The following is an 18,859-nucleotide window of genomic DNA, read 5'->3' as shown; positions in this document are numbered from 1 at the left end:
CATGACGGTCCGGCCGGTGCGCGGCCCGTGTCACCAACGCCACATCCCGGAACAGCCCGAAACGCCCTGTCCTATCGCGTCGGCGAGGAGAACCGCCCCATGTCCGCAGACTCGCACCCCACGCTGCCGCCGGTCCGGCTGCACTCCGATGCGGAGCTGGCCCGAGACGCCCTCGGCGCCCCGCTGTTCGCGCGCGCCGTACGGCTCGCCCGCTGGGCCGGACCGGACACCCGCGTCGGCGTCGGCGGCGAGCTCGCCACCGCCCAGCTGCCCGAGGCCGCCGCGGTGCTCGGTCTCGACACCGACGACGCCGACTCCCCCGGGTACGCGAGCCAGGCCTGGCGCGTGGCCGTGGACACCGGCCTGGTCGACGTGACCGAGCCGGAGGAGGACGGCGCGGACGGTGCGGAGGGCGACGAGGAGCGATTCGGCACGGCGGCGCCCGGTGAGGACCTCGCACTGGTGACGGGCGGTGCGCCCGGCGACGTGCTCGACCTCTGGCTGGCGGCCCTGGACACGGTGCTCGCCGACGCGGCGGTGCCCGACCTGGACGACCTCGTCGACGCGCTGGACGCGGGCGGCGAGATCGACTTCGACCGGCTGGACTGGAACCCGGGGCGCGAGGCGGACTTCCTCGACGGGGTCCTCGCCAACCTCTACCTGCTCACGGTCACCGAGGGCGGCGCCGCGGACGAGCCCGTTCCGCTGCCGGTGCTCGCCGCGTCGATGGTCGTGCCCGACGACATGGGCGAGCCGACGGACGCCGTGCTGGAGCAGGTCTCGGACGCGATGATGCGCCTCGACGACCAGTTCCGTCAGCTGGAGCCGATCGGGCTGGTGGAGTTCCGGCCCGTCGACGAGGAGCTGATGGCGGAAGCCGACGGAACCCCGGAGCCGGAGCACGCGAGCACCGGGCGCGGCGAGGACGGCGAGGACGGCCGGCCCGTCGCGGACGACGAGGACGTCTCCCGCTACGGGATGGTCCGCCTGACCCCCCTCGGCCTGTACGGGATCCGGGCCCGGATGCTGGAGGCCGGGGTCGACGCCCCCGCCGTAGGCGAACTGGCCGAGAAGGGCGCCGACGCCCTTCTCGACGCGGTCTCCTTCTACTCCGAGAACGCCGCCCAGGCCGAGATCGAGCAGTGGCTGGCCGGCCGGGAACAGCCCGCCGCGGCCGCCGAACTCCTGGCCGCCGCCCGCGGGGACGACGAGGGCGGCCCGCTGCGCCGGCTCCGGTGCCAGCAGGCCCTGGCCCCCGCCGGCCCGGAGGCCGAACCCGCGGTCCGCTCGGTGCTGGACGACCCGGAGCTCGGCGGGCTCGCCCGGGTCTGGCTGGCGGAGCGCGGGGTGAGCGACGTACCGGCGCCGGACCCGGAGATGGTGTTCTGGCTGACGGTCGACACGATCGCGGCGCAGCTCGCCGCCGACGGGGAGACGGAGGAGCTCCCGCTCCTGATGGAGACCCTGACCGCTCATCACGCGGGCTTCTTCGAGCAGGTGTGGCGGGTGGAGCACCCGGCGACGGCGTACGTCCTGGAGGCGATGGGCCGCCTGCACCCGGACAGGAAGGCGGCCAAGGAGGCCCGCAAGGCCGCGTTCAAGGCCCGCTCCCGCCGCCCCGCCTAGGCCCGCTCCCGCCGCCCCGCCTATGCCGGCTCCGGAACCGGACCCGGGGGCGGGCGGTCGGGGCGGGTCCTGCGGGCCGGGTCCTGCCCGGCCCGCCGCCCGGGTCCGGGAGGTCGGCGACAATGCGCCTTTCCTGCGGCCGGAGTTGGCCATTCCGGGGCAGGGCAAGGGGTCGGTTCCTCTTGGTGGGTAGTTCAGCCGCCGTTCACGTGCGGGCGAGAGCGTGTGCGCCGACGACCGCACGACAGGCGCACCACCTCGCCACCCTGGAGCCCCGATGCCGCTCAGCCGCAGAGACTTCACCGCTCGTACCGTCATCGCCGGAGCGGGAGTGGCGCTCACCGGGACGGTCGGCGCCCTCGCCACCGCCCCCGGGGCGCTCGCCGCCGAGGACGGCACCGGCCGCGACGAGCACGGGCGGCCCTGCGAGCCCGGTTACGGCCCGCTCGTCCCCGACCCGGCCGGACTGCTGGCCCTGCCCGCGGGCTTCACGTACCGCGTCATCACGCACAGCGGGGTCACCCAGCTGGACTCCGGCGAGACCACCCCGTCCAACCACGACGGGACCGCCGCCTTCGAGGGCCACCGCGGGGTCACCCTCCTCGTCAACAACCACGAGCTCAAGGGCAAGCGGGAGAACTGGGCCCACCCCGTCCCGCTCACCGAGGGCCTCGTCTACGACCCGGCCGCGGCCGGCGGGTGCACGGTGGTCGAGGTCCGGCGTGGCGGCGAGGTCGCCGAATGGGTGGGCATCGCGGGTACGTCGACCAACTGCGCGGGCGGATCCACCCCCTGGGACACCTGGCTGACCTGCGAGGAGAACTCGGACCAGGCCGGCAAGAACGGCATGACGAAGGACCACGGCTACGTCTTCGAGGTCGACCCGCACGACCGGCGCGCCAACCGTGACCCGCAGCCGGTCAAGGCCTTCGGGCGCTACGACCACGAGGCCGTGGTCATCGACCCGCGCCAGGGCCACGCCTACCTGACCGAGGACGCCTCCGGCCCCAACGGGCTGCTCTACCGCTGGACCCCGCCCCGGGGCTTCCACCACGGGCGCGGCAAGCTCCGTACGCTCGCGGCCGACGCCGGCGTGCTCCAGGCCGCCAAGTGCATCGACAGCTCCGGCCGGTTCGTCGACGACTTCTCGCGCGCCACGAGGATCGGCACCGTGTACGGGGTCGACTGGGTGGACGTGCCCGACCGCGATGCCCGGACCGTACCGGTGCGCAAGCAGTTCGCGGACGGTGCGGTGACGCGCGGGCGCAAGCTGGAGGGCATGTGGTGGGCGGACGGCGGTGCGTACTTCGTCTCGTCCTACGCCCGTGAGGAGAGCCCGGGCGCGGCCCACGACGGCCAGGTCTGGTTCTACGACCCCAAGCGGCGCACGGTCCGGCTCACCGTCCTCATCGGGGTCAACGCGGATCCGTCGGCCGACGGCGGATACGACGGCCCCGACAACATCACCGTGTCGCCGTACGGCGGCCTGATCATCGCGGAGGACGGTTCGGGGCTGCAGCACCTGTTCGGCGCGACCGCGTCGGGACGCACCTACCCGATGGCACGCAACGAGCTGAACAACGGCTCGGACGAGGCGCCGGAGTACTCGGAATTCACCGGAGTCTGTTTCTCCCCGGACGGGCGCACGCTGTACGCCAACATCCAGGACCCGGGCATCATGCTGGCCATCACCGGGCCGTGGCGGCGCGGGCACTGACCTCGGCGGCGCGCCCTGATCCAGGCGGCGCGCCACGGCGTCACCAGCCGCCTACAGGGCCGGGGAAACCTCCGCGCGGGAGGCCTCGGCCCACTCGGCGAGCAGGAACTCATACGCCTCCGAGGGCCACTCGCCGTCCACCCGGGTCTCGACGAGGTGCCGTATCGCCTCGTTCGCCTCTGCGGCGGACGGGCGGGCGGGCCCCGCGGGGGTGAGTGTCTTGTGCATGGTTTCAAGGCTACGGGCGGGCACTGACAGCCACTTACGGATTACGCGTGGCATCCATCACCCACGACGCGCACCGGTGGCCGCATGTGCCCGCCCACCTGCTCAGAGTGCCTGCGCGGCCGGCTTGACCATGCCGCGCACTGTGCGCGACTTCACAAACTCGCCCATGGCTGTCATCTCCCACTCGCCGGAGAACTGCTTGATCAGCTTGGCCATCATCACGCCGGTCTGGGGCTCGGCACTCGTGAGGTCGAAGCGCACCAGCTCCTCGCCGCTCGCCGCGTCGATGAGACGGCAGTAGGCCTTGGCCACCTCGGTGAACTTCTGGCCGGAGAAGGAGTTGACGGTGAACACCAGGCCGGTGGCGTCGGCCGGGATCCGCCCGAGGTCGACGACGATCACCTCGTCGTCGCCCGCGCCCTCGCCGGTGAGATTGTCACCGGAGTGCTTGATGGCGCCGCCGAGGATCGACAGCTTGCCGAAGTAGCAGCTGTCGATGTGGTTGCGCTGGGGGCCGTACGCGATGACGGAGGCGTCGAGGTCGATGTCCTTGCCGCGGAAGGCCGGCTCCCAGCCCAGACCCATCTTGACCTGGGAGAGCAGCGGGCGGCCTCCCTTGACCAGGGAGACGGTCTGGTTCTTCTGGAGGCTGACGCGGCCCTTGTCGAGGTTGATCTTCCCGGTGCCGGGTGCGGGCGCCGCGGGTGCGGGAGGCGCCGCTGGGGCGGCCGGGGCGGGAGCCGCGGGGGTGGTGGCGCCACCGAGCCAGGGAGAGGGCGGGTAGGAGGCCGGGGGCGCGGGGGGCGCCGCAGGTGCCGGGGGAGCGGGCGGGGTCACGGCCTGGGCCGCGGCGGGCTCCTCTTCGACGGAGACCCCGAAGTCGGTGGCGATGCCGGCCAGACCGTTGGCGTACCCCTGGCCGACCGCGCGCACCTTCCACACGCCGCCGCGCTGGTAGACCTCGACGACGACCAGCGCGGTCTCGGTGCCCAGCTGCGGCGGGGTGAAGGAGGCGATCACCGCGCCGCCGTCGGCGTTGCGCACGGTGCCGGTGGGCTCGATGCCCTGGAAGGACTGCCCGGCGGCGTCCGGGCTGGCGGTGACCACGATCCGCTCGATGCCCGGCGGCAGGGCGGCCGTGTCCACGGTGATCGAGTCCGGTGCCGCACCCCCGCCGGACCGGTAGCTGACACCGGGCCCGGAGGGCTGGTTGAAGAAGATGAAGTCGGCGTCGGAGCGCACCTTGCCGTCCGCCGTCAGGAGCAGGGCCGATACGTCGAGCCGTACCGGCGCAGCCACGTCGACCGTCACGCGGACGGCATTGAGCGGCAGGTTGGATCCAGGGGTCATAGCGGTCATGCCCGGAGAACGACCGGAGGGGCTTTGCCGTTCCCTTACCCTCGCCGGATATTCGGGATGTTTCAGCGCTGATTACGCCGATTGCGCTGATTGCGTGGGTGGCCGCGGTGTCCCGGCCGGCCCGGCCTCCCGGCATGCGGTCGGCCTGCCGGGACGGCCGGGACACCGGCGCCGGAAGGGGCCCTGCTCAGCCCCCGGTGACCTGACGCGGCAGCCCCAGCGGGTTGGCCTCGCGCAACTCCGCCGGAAGGAGCGCATCCGGTACGGACTGGTAGGCCACCGGCCGCAGCCAGCGCTCGATCGCCGTGCCGCCCACCGAGGTGGAGTGCGAGGTCGCGGCCGGATACGGGCCGCCGTGGTGCTGGGCCGGGGCCACCGCGACCCCGGTCGGCCAGCCGTTGACCACGATCCGTCCCGCCAGCCCGGTGACCTGCCCGATCAGCTCGGCGGCCGGGCCGGGCGCGCCCTCGGTCTCGGCGGCCGACAACTGGAGGGTGGCGCTCAGGTTCCCGCCGAGGAGCCCGAGGACCGCGCCCGCCTCGGCCTGGTCGGCGTACCGCACGACGACGGTGACCGGGCCGAAGCACTCCTCCAGGAGGACACCGTAGGCGCCGCCCTTCAGCAGGCTCCCGGCGTGCACGGTCAGGTAGCCCGCGCCGACGGTGTGCTCCCCGCCGGACCCCGGGGTGACGGGCGCCTCGACGCCGGGCAGCGCGGCCCGCTCGCGTACCCCGGAGACGAAACTCTCCCGCATCCGGTGGTCGAGCAGCACTCCCGGCTCGGTCTCCCCGAGCGCCTTGGTGAGCTCGCCGGTGAGCCGGTCGCCGTCCGCGCCCTCGGGGACCAGCACCAGGCCGGGCTTCACGCAGAACTGGCCGACGCCGAGGGTGACCGAGCCGGCGAGCCCGGCGCCGATCTCCTCGGCGCGCTCGGCGGCGGCGGCCGGGGTGACCACGACCGGGTTGAGGGAGCCCAGTTCGCCGTGGAAGGGGATGGGCACGGGCCGGGCGGCGGCCGCGTCGAACAGGGCCCGCCCGCCCCGGATGGAACCGGTGAATCCGGCGGCCGCCACCAGCGGGTGGCGGATCAGCTCCAGGCCGGCGTCGAACCCGTGGACCACGCTGACCACTTCGGCCGGGAGCCCGGTCAGGGCCGCGGCCCGGCGCAGCAGCGAGGCGCACAGCTCGGAGGTGGCGGGGTGGTCGGGGTGCGCCTTGACGACCACCGGACAGCCTGCGGCGAGCGCGCTCGCGGTGTCGCCGCCGGGGACCGAGAAGGCGAGCGGGAAGTTCGAGGCGGCGTAGACCGCGACCACGCCCAGCGGGACCTTGTAGCGGCGTAGTTCGGGGCGCGGCGGGCTGAGGGAGGGGTCGGCTCGGTCGATCCGGATGTCGAGGTAGGCCCCGGCGTCCACGGCGTCGGCGAAGGCACGCAGCTGGCCGGTGGTGCGGGCCAATTCGCCGGTGAGCCGGCCCGGGCCGAGTGCGGTCTCGGCGTCGGCGGCCTCGATCACGTGGGCGGCGGCCTCGTCCAGCAGCGAGGCGGCGGCGCGCAGGAAGGCGGCGCGCACGGTGGCGTCGGCGAGCGAGCCACGGGCGGCATGGGCGGCCCGTACGGCTTCGTCCACCTCGGCCGGCGTGGCCTCCACCGCAACCTGTTCGCGCTGCTTCCCGGTGCGGGGGTCCACACTCCAGACTGGTGTCGTTGTCATGGCCCACTGCCTCCTGGATCGTTCAGTATTCTGAACGCGGTTCCGGTGGATGAATGATCACATCTGCTGTGGACTCTATTTCCGCGTCCTCGGCGTGACAAGAGGCGACCAGAGGGGAAGCAGGCGTATGACGACGACCGAGTCGGGGATCCCTGCCCAGGCGGCGCCGGTCAAATCGGCGGTGCGGACCGTCCTGCTGCTGGAGCACTTCGCGGCGCGGCCGGGGCTGCACAGCCTGGCCGACATCCAGAGCGACCTCTCCCTGCCGAAGTCCAGCCTGTACATGCTGCTGCGGACGCTCGTGAACCTGGGGTGGGTGGAGACCGACGCGACGGGCACCCGGTACGGCATCGGCGTACGGGCCCTGCTGGTCGGCAGTTCGTACATCGACGGCGACGAGGTGGTCGCCGCGGCCCGGCCCACCCTGGACCGGCTCTCCGACGACACGACGGAGACCATCCACCTGGCCCGGCTGGACGGGACGAGCGTGGTCTACCTCGCCACCCGGCAGTCCCAGCACTACCTGCGCCCCTTCACCCGGGTCGGGCGGCGGCTGCCGGTGCACTCGACCGCGCTGGGCAAGGCCCTGCTGGCCACGCACACGGACCAGGAGGTACGGGCGCTGCTGCCGCGGCGTCTGGAGGCGGTCACCGAGCACACGGTCACCGACCGGGAGCAGCTGATCGAGGAGCTGGCGCTGGTGCGGGAACAGGGGTACGCGGTGGACCGGGAGGAGAACACGCTCGGGCTGCGCTGCTTCGGGGTGGCCGTGCCGTACCGGACGCCCGCGCGGGACGCGGTGAGCTGCTCGGTGCCGGTGGCCCGACTGACCGGGGAGCACGAACAGGTCATCAAGGCGGCGCTGTTCGAGGCGCGGGACCGGCTGTCGGTGGTGACGCGCCGCATGTGACGCGTGCCGCGGGCGGGGCTCCGCGGGCGGCGACGCCGTGACGCGCCGCGGGCGCGGGTGGGGAGGCCGTGACGCGCGGTGGGTGGGGTTTCGGCTGCCCGGACGCGCCGCGGGCGGGGCCTCGGCTGCCCGGATGTGCGGTGGGTGGGGCCTCGGCTGCCCCGATGCGCCGCGGGCGGGGTCGCGACGGCCGGCCGGCCTCGCGCGCAGCAGGTGGGGCGGGTGTTGTCCCTCCCCCGCGTGGGGGAGGCGGTTCCCCTTCAAGGGGGAGGTGGCGCGGTCGCGCGGGCGCGACCGTTGAGGCATGAACACGCGAGAGACGCAGCGATGCGACCTGACGGAAGTGAAGCGGCCGTCGCCCTCCCTGCCGGGCAGCGGGCGGCGGATCCTGCGGGCGGTGGCACTGACCGCCACCGTGCCGTATCTGGGGCTCAAGGCGGCCTGGTTGTGCGGGAGCCGTCTCGGGATACCCGAGGGCAGCGTGCTGCGGGAGCCGGGCCCCTTCTTCACGGCGGCCAATGCCGTCACGCTCGCCATGGACGCCTGCGTGATTCTCCTGGTGCTGGTGCTCACCAGGCCCTGGGGCATACGGGTGCCGGGCCCGCTGCTGACCGTTCCGGTGTTCGTGGCCACCGGCCTGCTGACCCCGATCCTCTTCGGGTTCACGGGCCAACTGCTCCTACGGGCCTTCGGCTTCGGGGCGGACCCGATGGGGCAGGCGGCGCGGGAGCCCTTCTTGGACCCGTGGGTGTTCCACGTCGTCTACACCGGCTTCTCGATCCAAGGACTCGCCCTGGCGGCCCTGTTCGTACCCTATGCGCGGGAGCGCTGGGGGTGGGCCTGGCGGGGCGTGACGGGGGAGCGGCTGCCGTCGTCCACGGGGGTGGTGGCGGCAGCCGCGGCGTCGGCCGGCCTGGTGGTCGCAGGGGTGTCGCTGTACTGGGCCGCAGGCGGTTCGGCCGGCCTGACCGCCGAGCGGGCGGCCGCCCGCTCCTGCGACATGGCCGTGGTGTCCGCGGTCCACGCCATGTGCGCGCTCGCCGCCGGAGCAGGGGCTCTGCTGCTGACCCGTGGCGGGAGGCTGCGGGCGCGGTGGCCGCTGGGCCTCGCCTGGGTCGGCGGGGCGGCGACGCTGAGCTGGGGGGCATGGACGATGCTCGCCGCCCTGGGACCACAGCTGGACGGCGGCGAAGCGCCTCCCGCCACAACGGTGTTGATCTACGCTTGTCAGATGATCACCGGATTGCTCACCGGCACCGTACTCATACGGTTCCTCACCACCCGCCGCCCGGGGTGAACCGGCCGGTGGCGCGGGCCCGGTGGCGCTGGGTGCACCTGATCCTCGGCGGCGCCCTGCTGATGCCGTACTTCTTCCTCACCGAGGTGGTGGTCGGTGTCGCCGCCGGAGGGGTCAACGCGCTCAACTCCGGCTTCCTCACCCTCGTGTCCTACGCCGCCTCCCTGCCCCTCGTCGCCGCCACGGCGCTGTTCGGGCCGGTCAGGCCGATGTCGGTGGCCGCCGTACGGGCCATGTGCGAGGTGCCCGGGGAGGGGCTGGCCGACGGGCCGGCGAAGTCCTGGGCCGCGCGGGGGCGGGCCTCGGCCTGGTGGACCCTGCACCTGGGGACCGGCGCGGTGATCAGCGGGATGACCCTCGCGGTGCCGCCCATGGCGGTCCTGCTGATCGCGGTGCCCGTCGTGGGGCGGATGCGGGACGTCGAGCTGGGGTACGGCTGGTTCGCGACCGACGCCGACCCGTACGTCGCCCCCCTGCTCGGCGTGGGACTGCTCGCGGGGCTCACCCTGTGCGCGGTCGGGGCCGGAAAGCTGCTGGCCAGGATGGCTCCCGTACTGCTCGGACCCACGGCGGCGGACCGGCTGGCCGCGGCCGAGGAGCGGGCCGCCGACCTGGCCGTGCGCAACCGGCTGGCCCGGGAGCTGCACGACGCGGTCGGGCACGCCCTGAGCGCCGTCACCCTCCAGGCAGCCGCCGCCCGGCGGATGCTGGAGCGCGACCCCGACTTCGTACGGGAGGCGCTGACCGCGATCGAGGACACCACGCGGCGGACGGTGGGCGAGCTCGACGCCGTGCTCGGCCTGCTGCGGGACGGGGACCCGGCCCGGCCGGACGCCGCGCCGGCGCCCACCCTCGCCGCCGACCTCGACGGGCTGCTGGCCCGTACCCGGGCCGCCGGCACCACCGTCACCGCCCACCAGGACCCCGGCCCCGCCGGGGACTGGTCCGCCCTCCCGGCGATCGCCTCCCGCGAGGCGTACCGGATCGTCCAGGAGGGCCTCACCAACGCCCTGCGGCACGGGGCCGGCCCGGTGGATCTGCGGATCCGCGTACAGGCCGGCCCCGGCACCGCACACCGTGAACTGGAGATCACCATGACCAATCCGTCGGCGGACCCCGCCGAGGACCGGGAGGTCCGCACCACCGGGGGCCGTGGACTGCGCGGCGCCGCGGAACGAGCCGCGCTGCTCGGCGGCGGCGTCGAAGCCGGCCCGCACGGGGACCGGTGGCGGCTGCGGGCCGTCCTCCCGCTCGCCGGGGAGGGCCGGTGACCGTGCCCGGGGCCGCTCCCGCGCCGCGCCCGCCGCTGCGCATCGTGCTCTGCGACGACGAGCGGATGGTCCGCACCGCGCTGCGGGTCATCCTGGAGGCCGAAGCCGACCTGGAGGTCGTCGGTGAGGCGGCCACCGGGGCCGAGGCGGTTCCGCTGGTCCGCTCACTGGCCCCCGACGTGGTGCTCATGGACGTCCGGATGCCCGAGATCGACGGCATCCGGGCCACCCGGCAGATCCTCGCCACGATGACCGAGCCGCCCCGGATCGTGGTCGTCACCACCTTCGAGAACGACGCCTACGTCTACGACGCGCTCCGTGCGGGAGCCGCCGGCTTCCTCCTCAAGCGGGCCGACCCCGACGAGCTGATCGGCGCGGTCCGGCTCGTCGCCCGCGGCGACTCGCTGCTCTTCCCGGCCGCCGTCCGCTCCCTCGCCGCCGCCCACACGGCCGGCGCCCCGCCCGCCGAGGCGCCCTGGGTGGCCAGGCTCACCGAGCGCGAGGCCGACGTCCTGCGTCTGATGGCCACCGGGCTGTCCAACCACGAGATGAGCGAGCGCCTCGGCGTCGGGCCGCAGACCGTCAAGACCCATGTCGCGGCGGTGCTCACCAAGACGGGCTCCCGCGACCGCACCCAGGCGGTCATCGCCGCCTACGAGGGAGGCTTCATCATGAAGAAAGGCTGAGAACCCCGCCACAATCGGGGCAGAGCGGAACGGCCGCGGCCGCCGGGACGTCCTTCTGGGGGATGAACAAGACGATCAGGCGTGCGTCGGTCTTCTGTCTGCTCTTGGTGCTGGCCCTGCTGGTCCGCGTCACCTGGGTGCAGGCGTACAAAGGCCAGGCCCTCGCAGACGACAAGCACAACCGCCGGAACCTCATCGGGCAGTACGAGAACCCGCTGGGCAACATCATCGTGGGCGGGGAGGCGATCACCGGCTCGGAGAAGACGGGCGGCAAGGACTTCGGCTACAAGCGGACGTACGTCGACGGGCCCCTCTACGCACCCGTCACGGGCTACAGCTCCCAGGCCTACGGCACCACCATGCTGGAGGGCATCTACAAGAACATCCTCAACGGCTCCGACAGCCGGCTGAAGACGGTCATGGACATGCTCACCAGCAAGCGGGCCGCCCCCGGCAACGTCCTGACCACGATCGACAAGGGCGTCCAGAAGGCCGCCTACGACGCGCTCCAGGGCAAGCAGGGCGCCGCCGTCGCCATGGACCCGAAGACCGGCGAGATCCTCGCCGTCGTGAACAACCCCTCCTTCGACCCGGGCAGCATCGCCGGCGCCAACGACCAGAAGGCCTGGGACGCGCTCTCCGCCGACAAGGGCAAGGCCATGGAGAACGTGGCGCTGCGCAAGCCCCAGGCGCCCGGATCCACCTTCAAGCTGGTCACCCTCGCCGCCGCGATCGAGAACGGCCTCGTCACCGACCTCGACCGGCAGACCGGGATCGCCGACCCGTACACGATCCCCGGCACCCGCACCCAGCTGCCCAGCGAGGCCGGCTCCGCCGCCTGCAACAACGTTTCGGTGCGCACCGCCCTGAAGCTGTCCTGCAACAACGTCTTCGCCGAGCTCGCCTCCAAGCTCGGCCAGGACAAGATGCGGGCGACGGCCGAGAAGCTCGGGTTCAACGTGCAGATCGACACCCCGGTCCGCACCAACCCGCCCAGCAAGTACCCGTCGAAGAAGATGTCGATCGACCAGGTCGCACAGACCGGTATCGGCCAGTTCGACGTGCAGGCCACCCCGCTCCAGATGGCGATGGTGACGGCCGCGATCGAGAACGGCGGCAAGCTCGTCGCCCCGCACCTGGTCTCCGAGGTCACCGACGCGGGCGGCGACGTGCTGGAAAGCTTCAAGGACCCGAAGTCCCAGCAGGTCATGGAGGAGAAGACCGCCTCGATGATCCGCGACGCCATGCGCACCGTCGCCACCGAGGGCGGCGGCAAGCCCGCCCAGGTGTCCGGCGCCGAGGTGGGCGGCAAGACCGGTACCGCCCAGCGGGGTGTCGACAACAGCCTGGCTCCGCTTGCCTGGTTCACCTCGTACGGCAAGGCGAACGGCAAGCAGATCGCGGTGGCCGTGGTGATCGAGAACTCCGACACCGACCGCTCCGAGATCGGTGGCGGGAAGCTGGCCGCCCCCATCGCCCAGAAGATGATGGAGGCGTGGCTGAAGAAGTAGCCGCGCAGCCGCGTGGGCGACGCGCCGGGAACCGTCGAGGCTCCCGGCGCGTTCCCTCTCCCATGATCAGAGCCGCGCACGCCGCCGACCTCCCCGCGATCGCCGCCCTGCACACCCGGGCCCGCGCCACCTACTACCAGGGCCACATCCCCGAAGAGGCCTACCTGGGCGACGCCGAGCTCCAGCGGACCCGCGAGGGCTGGTCCCGGGCCATCGCCCGGGACGCGGCCGAGGGCGAGGTGCTCTGCGCCGAGCAGGACGGCGAGCTCACCGGCGTCGCCGCGTTCCGCACACGGAACGGCGAGACCACCCTCACCCAGCTTCACGTCGACCCCGTCCACTGGCGCCGCGGCACCGGGGCCGCCCTGCACGCCGCCTGCCTGGACGCCTGGCGGCGGGCCGGAGTCCGCCGGGTCCGCCTGGAGGTCTACGCGCACAACCTCCGCGCCCAGGCCTTCTACGCCAGCCAGGGCTGGCTCGCGGACCCGTCCGTCCCGCGCTCGGGCACCCACCGCACCCTCTGGCTGCAGGTGGGCGGGATACCGGGCGCGTCCGGGGAATGAGACGGGGCGGCGAATGGTTGAACCACAAACCGTTTCCCCCTGAACCCGGAGAGTAGAAGGAACATGCGCGTCGAGATCTGGAGCGACATCGCTTGCCCCTGGTGTTACATCGGAAAGGCCCGTTTTGTTAAGGGGCTGGCCGAGTTCGCGCACCGCGACGAGGTGGAGGTCGTCTTCCGGTCCTTCGAGCTCGACCCGGGCGCGGCCAAGGGCGTCACGGCACCCGTCGTGGAGATGCTCGCCAAGAAGTACGGCCGCACCCTCGACGAGGCCCGCGGCATGGAGGAGCACGTCGCGGCGAGCGCCCGCGCCGAGGGGCTCACCTACCGGACGGAGGGCCGCGACCACGGCAGCACCTTCGACATCCACCGGCTGCTGCACCTGGCCGCCGCCCGCGGCCGCCAGGAGGAGCTGCTCGACCTCGCCTACCGGGCCAACTTCGCCGAGGAGCGCTCCGTCTTCGACCCCGAGGTGCTGATCGCCCTCGCCGTCGAGGCCGGACTGGACGAGACCGAGGCCCGCGCCGTCCTCGCCGACGGCTCCGCCTACGCCGCCGAGGTCCGGGCCGACGAGCGCGAGGCCGCCGAGCTGGGCGCGAACGCCGTGCCGTTCTTCGTCCTCGACCGCCGCTACGGGATCTCCGGCGGACAGCCGGCCGAGGTGTTCACCCGGGCCCTGGAGCAGGCCTGGGCCGGGCGTGAGGTCGAGGAGCCGGCCGCGGCCGCCGAGGCCTGCGAGCCCGACGGCGCGTGCGCGGTCCCTCAGGCATGAGGACCACCCCGGGAGACGTGAGGAATGCGGGGCGCATGGTGAACACGGGGAACACGGCGATGGACTGCGGGGCGTTCCTGGCGCAGAGTTGACGGCATGGACCTTCCGCTCGCCGAGGCGACCCGTGCCGAGTTCACCCACTCCACCACCTACCTCAACACCGCCAAATGCGGGGTCGTCCCGCATTCCGCCGTCGCGGCCGTACGGGAGCTGGCCGAGGCGGCGGAGGCCGGGCTCCCGACCGGCTTCGGCGACTTCGACCGCGTGAACGGGGCCCGGACGGCCTTCGCCCGCATGGTCGGGGTGGGCGCCGACCGGGTGTCCGTCGGCTCGGCCGTCTCCACCCACGTGGGCCTCGTCGCCGCCTCGCTCCCGCCCGGCGCCGAAGTGCTGTGCCCCGAGGGCGAGTTCTCCTCCGTGATCAACCCCTTCGTGGCGCGCGGCGACCTCAAGGTGCGCCTGGCGCCGCTCGAATCCGTCGCCGAGGCCGTGGACCACGGCACCGCCCTGGTCGCGCTGAGCGCCGTGCAGTCCGCGGACGGCCGCAAGGCGGACCTGGCGGCGGTGCGCGCGGCGACGACCGCGCACGGCGCCCGGATGCTCGTCGACGCGACCCAGGCGGTCGGCTGGCTGCCCTTCGACGCCTCGCCGTACGAGTACACGGTCGTCGCCGGGTTCAAATGGCTGCTCGGCGTGCGCGGAGCCTCGTACCTGACGGTGTCGGCGCAGGCCCAGGACACGCTGACCCCGCTGCACGCCGGATGGGTTCCGGCCGTGGCCGAGAGGCCCGAAGCAGACGCCACCTACGGACCGATGGCGGAACTCGCCCACGGGGCGTGGCGGTTCGACGAGTCCCCCGCCTTCCTCGCCTACCACGCGTCCGCGTCCGCGCTGGCCCTGATGGAGCGGATCGGCATCGAGGCCGTCCACGCCCACGACACCGCCCTGGCCGCCCGCTACCGGGAAGGAGTCGTGCGCCTTGGCCACGAGCCCGTCCCCGGCGACTCCGCCATCGTCTCCGTGCCGGGCCTCGCCGGCCGGCAGCCCGCCCTGGAGGCGGCCGGCATCGCCACCTCGGCCCGCGCGGGGCTCCTGCGGGCCTCGTTCCACCTCTACAACACCGAAGCGGACGTGGACCGGCTCCTGAACGCCCTCTCCGGCTCCTGAAGCGGCGCGGCACCGTGCGTACAGTGCCGCCATGAGCGATGTGAGCGGTGTGAGTGGTGTGGGCCGTGCGGGCGACGTGGGCACTGCGGGCGACGGGGGAGGCGCGGCCGCCGTGCGCGACGTGCTGCACGTCAAGGGGCGGGTACTGGTCGGCCCCGACGAGGTGCGCGACGAACTGTGGGTGGTCGGCGGGCGGATCTCCTACGAGCGCCCGCCCGGCGCCCGCGAGGTCACCACGGTGACCGGCTGGGCCCTGCCCGGACTGGTCGACGCGCACTGCCACGTGGGCCTGGACGCCCACGGCCCGGTCGACGCCGAGACCGCCGAGCGCCAGGCCCTCACGGACCGCGACGCCGGCACCCTCCTGATCCGGGACGCCGGCTCGCCCTCCGACACCCGCTGGATCGACGACCGCGAGGACCTGCCGAAGATCATCCGGGCCGGGCGGCACATCGCGCGCACCCGCCGCTACATCCGCAACTACGCCCACGAGATCGAACCCGCCGACCTCGTCGAGTACGTCGGCCGCGAGGCGCTGCGCGGCGACGGCTGGGTCAAACTCGTCGGGGACTGGATCGACCGCGAGGCCGGTGACCTTGCGGCCTGCTGGCCGCGCGCCGAGGTCGAGGCGGCCATCGCCGAGGCGCACCGGCTGGGCGCCCGCGTCACGGCGCACTGCTTCGCCGAGGACTCGCTGCGCGACCTGGTCGAGGCGGGCATCGACTGCATCGAACACGCCACCGGCCTCACCGAGGACACCATCCCGCTGTTCGCGGAGCGAGGGGTCGCGATCGTCCCCACGCTCGTGAACATCGCGACCTTCCCGAAGATGGCGGCGGGCGGCGAGGCCAAGTTCCCGAACTGGTCGGCGCACATGCGAAGGCTCCACGAACGGCGCTACGACACCGTGCGCGCCGCCTACGACGCGGGCATCGACGTCTTCGTGGGCACCGACGCGGGAGGCTCCCTGCCGCACGGCCTGGTCGCGGCGGAGGTGGCGGAGCTGGTCAAGGCCGGTATCCCGCCGGTCGAAGCCCTCTCCGCGACGGCCTGGGCGGCCCGCGAGTGGCTCGGCAGGCCGGGACTGACCGAGGGGGCCCCCGCCGACCTCGTGGTGTACGCCGCCGACCCGCGGGCCGACGTACGCGTGCTGGCGCAGCCGCTGCGGGTCGTCGTGAACGGCAGGGTCCGGGCCTGAGCCGTGCGGGCGGCACGCCGCCGGCCCGCGGCGGCTGCGCGCGGTTGACGTCGCGTGACATCGGCGGCCCGTCGGTCGTTGAACAATGCCGCACGGGCCGGATGTCCGTGAAAGGTGAGAACTCGCGTTCCTTGTGAGGCGCAGCGATTCGAATGTGAGCCCGGAAACCACCCTTTGGGGTGAACTCGCCTCAGGTTCACACCCGTTCACCCACAGTGCGTAAAGATTCCGGGGTCGAGTCCGTCGGCGCCCGCGATGTCCCCCATCGGCGGCACGACGGCACCCAACTCCCCGGGGGTTCCACCACCGTGAACAGCCGTACCTTCCGCATGCCCGCAGCCGTCCTGCTCGCCACGGGAGCGCTGGCCCTGCTCACCGCTCCGCCCGCCTCCGCCACGGGAGGGGGCGCGGCCGGGGGTGAGGGCAAGGCCGGCGCCGTCGTCCTGCGCGCCGGACTGGACGTGGGCCTGCTCAACCAGACCGTGAGCGTCCCGCTGAAGACGACCCTCAACGAGGTCAGTGCACCGGCGACGGCCGACAAGACCGCACTGACCGTCACCCTGGACGGGGTCGAGGGGAACAACCCGGTCAGTGTGCTGCGCGCCGAAGTGGCCACCTCCAAGGCGACCGCCGACAAGACCAGGGCCGAGGCGGAGGCGAACCTCGCCAAGGCCTCCGTCCACGTGCCCGGACTGCCGCTGCTCTCCCTCATCGAGGTGGAGAAGGTCATGTCCAAGGCCGTCTGTGAGGCGGGCAAGAAGCCGGTGGCGAGCGCGAACGCCCTGGGGAAGGTGACGGCGCTCGGCAAGAAGGTCACGCTGACGGCGGGCGGCCCCACCAAGGTCGAGGTCCCCGGCGTGGGCCGGATCGACCTGGAGCTGTCCGGAACGGAGACCACCTCCACCACGGCGGCCGCGGCCGCGCTCCGCCTGAAGGTGGCGGTGAACCCGCTGAACCTGAATGTGGCGAAGGTCGACGGCGAGATCGTGCTCGCCGAAGCGCATTGCGAGTCCCCGGCGGGCGCGGCGCCCGCCCAGCCCGCGAACCCGGACGTCAAGCCCCAGACGGGGACGGGGACCGGCGCCGGTGGCGCCGCCGCATCGGGCGGCACCACCGGAACGACCGGCACCACCGGGGCCACGGGCATCACGGGCACCACCGGCACCAACCTCGCCGAGACCGGCGGCGGTTCACTGACTCCCTACGTCGCGGGCGGGGCCCTGACCCTGCTCGCCATCGGCGGGGGCGCGCTCCTGGTCACCCGGCGGGGCAGGGCCTCGTAGGGCGGCCGGGAGCCCCGGGCCGCCGCCCGGCGCGCCCGCCCCGAGGAGCGCACGGAGGGGAGTGCTCAACGGGTGCCGGACGAGGAAGGGCGGCGGGCCCGGCGACTCGACGGGCCCACGTGGCCCGCGTGGCCCGCGTGGCCCACGGAGCCCGACGGCGGGTGCTGAGCCCGACGGCGGGTGCGGCGGGTGCGGCAGGTGTGGCGGGCCCCGCGGACCCGACCGCGGACCCGGAAGGTGACGCGCTCAGCCGGGACGGGCGGCTCAGCCGGTGGCGTGCTCCAGGCCCTGTCCGCCCGCGCCACGTGACATCACGGCCTCGGTGACCTGCTGGTCGATCCGCGTGTACTCGCTCCGCTTCGCGGCCGGAAGCGAGGTGTCCGAGGCCGCGCACGAGGCGCACACGACGCGGAACGGCGGCCCCATGTCCGAGTACTGCGTGAGGTATTCGGCCTTCACCACGTCCCAGCGGCCCGGCCGGTCCGCCGCCGGGGAGAAGGTGAAGCGGGGGACCGAGGACTGGTTGCCGCGGAGTTTGTCGGCCGGCACGAAGCTGGCGACCTGGTCGCCCATGCCGAAGACCACCCAGGTGCCGTTGATCTTCTCGTAGGGCTGCGGCACGTGGTTGTGCGTGCCGATGATCAGATCGATGTCGGGGAGTCCGTCGGCCGAGCGGGAGGCGGTCAGCTCCTGCGCCAGCGCCTTCTGCTGCTCGTCTGGCGCCGTCTGCCACTCGGTGCCCCAGTGGACGCTGAGCACCACCACGTTCGCGCCGCCGGCCCGGGCGGCCCGCGCGTCGGCGATGATCCGGTCCCTGTCGATCAGATTCACGGCCCACGGCTTGCCCGGGGGAAGCGGGATGCCGTTCGTGCCGTACGTGTAGGAGAGCTGGGCGACCTTCGCACCGCCCGCCGTGAGCAGCGCCGGGGCCTTGGCCTCCTCCGCGCTGCGGGCCGAGCCGACGTGCGGTATGCCGACCCGGTCGAGGTGCTCCAGGGTGCGCGCGAGACCCTCGTAGCCGTCGTCCAGGGTGTGGTTCGAGGCAGTGGAACAGCTGTCGTACCCGGCGTCCTTGAGGGCGTCCGCCAACTGGTGCGGTGCCTTGAAGGTGGGATAACCGGTGTAGGGGCCGCCGGGGCGCCCGTACGGTATCTCGTGGTGGCATATCGCCAGGTCGGCGGCGGAGACCAGGGGTCTGACCCCGGCGAGTATCTTCCGGAAGTCGTACTCCCCGGCCTTGCCCGCGTCGTCCGCCGACCGCTGGACGATCGACGGGTACGGGATGATGTCGCCGGTCGCCACCAGCGTGAACGGCTTCCCCGGCGCGGCGGCCTGCGGAGCGTCCGGTTTTCCCCGAGCCGGATCGCGCTGCCCCGCATCGCCCCGGCCCGCATCGCCCCGGCCCGGCTCGCCCCGGAGGCGCTGCTCCGCGGCGGGCGCCCCGCCGCCGTCGAGCAGCCGTGGCACGGCGTAGATCCCGCCGCCCACGATCGCCAGCACGGCCAGCGCCGTGCCTGTTCTGGCGGATGCCCTCATTCCCGACCCCCGATGTCGTGCGCCG

At 73.5% G+C, this 18,859-nt stretch carries 16 protein-coding genes; 12 read left to right on the top strand and 4 right to left on the bottom strand.

All coding sequences use genetic code 11. The annotated features are described in order from the left end of the window. Positions 1-99: 99 nt before the first annotated feature. Together DEJ51_RS07545 and DEJ51_RS07540 are read left to right on the top strand one after the other, a co-directional pair. The gene (locus DEJ51_RS07545) at positions 100-1,626 is read left to right on the top strand and encodes a hypothetical protein (protein ID WP_150256896.1); all 1,527 of its coding nucleotides are present in this window, start codon (positions 100-102) and stop codon (positions 1,624-1,626) included. Between the two features lie 277 nt (positions 1,627-1,903). Next, positions 1,904-3,343 (top strand): alkaline phosphatase PhoX, encoded by a 1,440-nt coding sequence (locus tag DEJ51_RS07540; protein WP_150256895.1) that lies wholly within the window; start codon positions 1,904-1,906, stop codon positions 3,341-3,343. Between the two features lie 51 nt (positions 3,344-3,394). Here the strand turns inward: DEJ51_RS07540 and DEJ51_RS34435 are convergent, their stop codons facing one another. The 3 genes from DEJ51_RS34435 to DEJ51_RS07530 all read right to left on the bottom strand — a co-directional run bounded on the left by DEJ51_RS34435 (position 3,395) and on the right by DEJ51_RS07530 (position 6,641). Continuing rightward, positions 3,395-3,571: a hypothetical protein gene (locus DEJ51_RS34435; protein ID WP_190620251.1), complete on the bottom strand. Its 177-nt coding sequence runs from the start codon at positions 3,569-3,571 to the stop codon at positions 3,395-3,397. Between the two features lie 102 nt (positions 3,572-3,673). Next, a complete protein-coding gene (locus DEJ51_RS07535; protein WP_150256894.1) occupies positions 3,674-4,930 on the bottom strand; it encodes a TerD family protein in 1,257 nt (418 codons plus the stop codon). A 187-nt stretch (positions 4,931-5,117) separates the two neighbouring features. Continuing rightward, on the bottom strand, positions 5,118-6,641 hold the full coding sequence (locus tag DEJ51_RS07530) for an aldehyde dehydrogenase (NADP(+)) (protein ID WP_150256893.1): 1,524 nt from the start codon (positions 6,639-6,641) through the stop codon (positions 5,118-5,120). A 127-nt stretch (positions 6,642-6,768) separates the two neighbouring features. Here DEJ51_RS07530 and DEJ51_RS07525 point away from each other — a divergent pair, with 127 nt between their 5' ends. The 10 genes from DEJ51_RS07525 to DEJ51_RS07480 all read left to right on the top strand — a co-directional run bounded on the left by DEJ51_RS07525 (position 6,769) and on the right by DEJ51_RS07480 (position 17,298). Next, entirely contained in the window at positions 6,769-7,551 is a 783-nt protein-coding gene (locus DEJ51_RS07525) for an IclR family transcriptional regulator (RefSeq protein WP_150256892.1), read from the top strand. Positions 7,552-7,855: 304 nt separating this feature from the next. Further along, a complete protein-coding gene (locus tag DEJ51_RS07520) occupies positions 7,856-8,848 on the top strand; it encodes a hypothetical protein (protein ID WP_150256891.1) in 993 nt (330 codons plus the stop codon). 62 nt (positions 8,849-8,910) lie between these two features. Beyond that, positions 8,911-10,119 (top strand): sensor histidine kinase, encoded by a 1,209-nt coding sequence (locus DEJ51_RS07515; RefSeq protein WP_150261745.1) that lies wholly within the window; start codon positions 8,911-8,913, stop codon positions 10,117-10,119. Between the two features lie 65 nt (positions 10,120-10,184). Next, positions 10,185-10,805 (top strand): response regulator, encoded by a 621-nt coding sequence (locus tag DEJ51_RS07510; protein ID WP_411757384.1) that lies wholly within the window; start codon positions 10,185-10,187, stop codon positions 10,803-10,805. Between the two features lie 62 nt (positions 10,806-10,867). Continuing rightward, complete coding sequence (locus DEJ51_RS07505) at positions 10,868-12,316, top strand: peptidoglycan D,D-transpeptidase FtsI family protein (RefSeq protein ID WP_150256890.1); 1,449 nt, start codon at positions 10,868-10,870, stop codon at positions 12,314-12,316. 62 nt (positions 12,317-12,378) lie between these two features. After that, positions 12,379-12,879: a GNAT family N-acetyltransferase gene (locus tag DEJ51_RS07500; RefSeq protein ID WP_150256889.1), complete on the top strand. Its 501-nt coding sequence runs from the start codon at positions 12,379-12,381 to the stop codon at positions 12,877-12,879. A 63-nt stretch (positions 12,880-12,942) separates the two neighbouring features. Continuing rightward, complete coding sequence (locus DEJ51_RS07495; RefSeq protein WP_150256888.1) at positions 12,943-13,650, top strand: DsbA family oxidoreductase; 708 nt, start codon at positions 12,943-12,945, stop codon at positions 13,648-13,650. A 96-nt stretch (positions 13,651-13,746) separates the two neighbouring features. Then, entirely contained in the window at positions 13,747-14,817 is a 1,071-nt protein-coding gene (locus DEJ51_RS07490; RefSeq protein WP_150256887.1) for an aminotransferase class V-fold PLP-dependent enzyme, read from the top strand. 31 nt (positions 14,818-14,848) lie between these two features. Next, entirely contained in the window at positions 14,849-16,015 is a 1,167-nt protein-coding gene (locus DEJ51_RS07485) for an amidohydrolase family protein (RefSeq protein ID WP_223835701.1), read from the top strand. Positions 16,016-16,323: 308 nt separating this feature from the next. Further along, complete coding sequence (locus DEJ51_RS07480) at positions 16,324-17,298, top strand: SCO1860 family LAETG-anchored protein (RefSeq protein WP_150256886.1); 975 nt, start codon at positions 16,324-16,326, stop codon at positions 17,296-17,298. 264 nt (positions 17,299-17,562) lie between these two features. On the opposite strand, the gene DEJ51_RS07475 is transcribed toward DEJ51_RS07480, so the two are convergent. Further along, the gene (locus tag DEJ51_RS07475; RefSeq protein WP_223835700.1) at positions 17,563-18,834 is read right to left on the bottom strand and encodes a CapA family protein; all 1,272 of its coding nucleotides are present in this window, start codon (positions 18,832-18,834) and stop codon (positions 17,563-17,565) included. Positions 18,835-18,859 lie beyond the last annotated feature (25 nt).

The organism is Streptomyces venezuelae, assembly GCF_008642275.1.
GTDB classification, from domain to species: Bacteria; Actinomycetota; Actinomycetes; order Streptomycetales; family Streptomycetaceae; genus Streptomyces; species Streptomyces venezuelae_E.
Note: the sequence above shows the minus strand (reverse complement) of the source record. Positions and strands in the feature narration are given on the sequence as shown.

Bases quoted from the DNA above. Each gene is read 5' to 3' on its own strand.
- DEJ51_RS07495 (WP_150256888.1), top strand. From the start codon at position 12,943: ATGCGCGTCGAGATCTGGAGCGACATCGCTTGCCCCTGGTGTTACATC.
- DEJ51_RS07545 (WP_150256896.1), top strand. From the start codon at position 100: ATGTCCGCAGACTCGCACCCCACGCTGCCGCCGGTCCGGCTGCACTCC.
- DEJ51_RS07505 (WP_150256890.1), top strand. From the start codon at position 10,868: ATGAACAAGACGATCAGGCGTGCGTCGGTCTTCTGTCTGCTCTTGGTG.
- DEJ51_RS07520 (WP_150256891.1), top strand. From the start codon at position 7,856: ATGAACACGCGAGAGACGCAGCGATGCGACCTGACGGAAGTGAAGCGG.
- DEJ51_RS07515 (WP_150261745.1), top strand. From the start codon at position 8,911: ATGCCGTACTTCTTCCTCACCGAGGTGGTGGTCGGTGTCGCCGCCGGA.
- DEJ51_RS07510 (WP_411757384.1), top strand. From the start codon at position 10,185: ATGGTCCGCACCGCGCTGCGGGTCATCCTGGAGGCCGAAGCCGACCTG.
- DEJ51_RS07525 (WP_150256892.1), top strand. From the start codon at position 6,769: ATGACGACGACCGAGTCGGGGATCCCTGCCCAGGCGGCGCCGGTCAAA.
- DEJ51_RS07485 (WP_223835701.1), top strand. From the start codon at position 14,849: ATGAGCGATGTGAGCGGTGTGAGTGGTGTGGGCCGTGCGGGCGACGTG.
- DEJ51_RS07490 (WP_150256887.1), top strand. From the start codon at position 13,747: ATGGACCTTCCGCTCGCCGAGGCGACCCGTGCCGAGTTCACCCACTCC.
- DEJ51_RS07540 (WP_150256895.1), top strand. From the start codon at position 1,904: ATGCCGCTCAGCCGCAGAGACTTCACCGCTCGTACCGTCATCGCCGGA.
- DEJ51_RS07530 (WP_150256893.1), bottom strand. From the start codon at position 6,641: ATGACAACGACACCAGTCTGGAGTGTGGACCCCCGCACCGGGAAGCAG.
- DEJ51_RS07475 (WP_223835700.1), bottom strand. From the start codon at position 18,834: ATGAGGGCATCCGCCAGAACAGGCACGGCGCTGGCCGTGCTGGCGATC.
- DEJ51_RS34435 (WP_190620251.1), bottom strand. From the start codon at position 3,571: ATGCACAAGACACTCACCCCCGCGGGGCCCGCCCGCCCGTCCGCCGCA.
- DEJ51_RS07535 (WP_150256894.1), bottom strand. From the start codon at position 4,930: ATGACCGCTATGACCCCTGGATCCAACCTGCCGCTCAATGCCGTCCGC.
- DEJ51_RS07500 (WP_150256889.1), top strand. From the start codon at position 12,379: ATGATCAGAGCCGCGCACGCCGCCGACCTCCCCGCGATCGCCGCCCTG.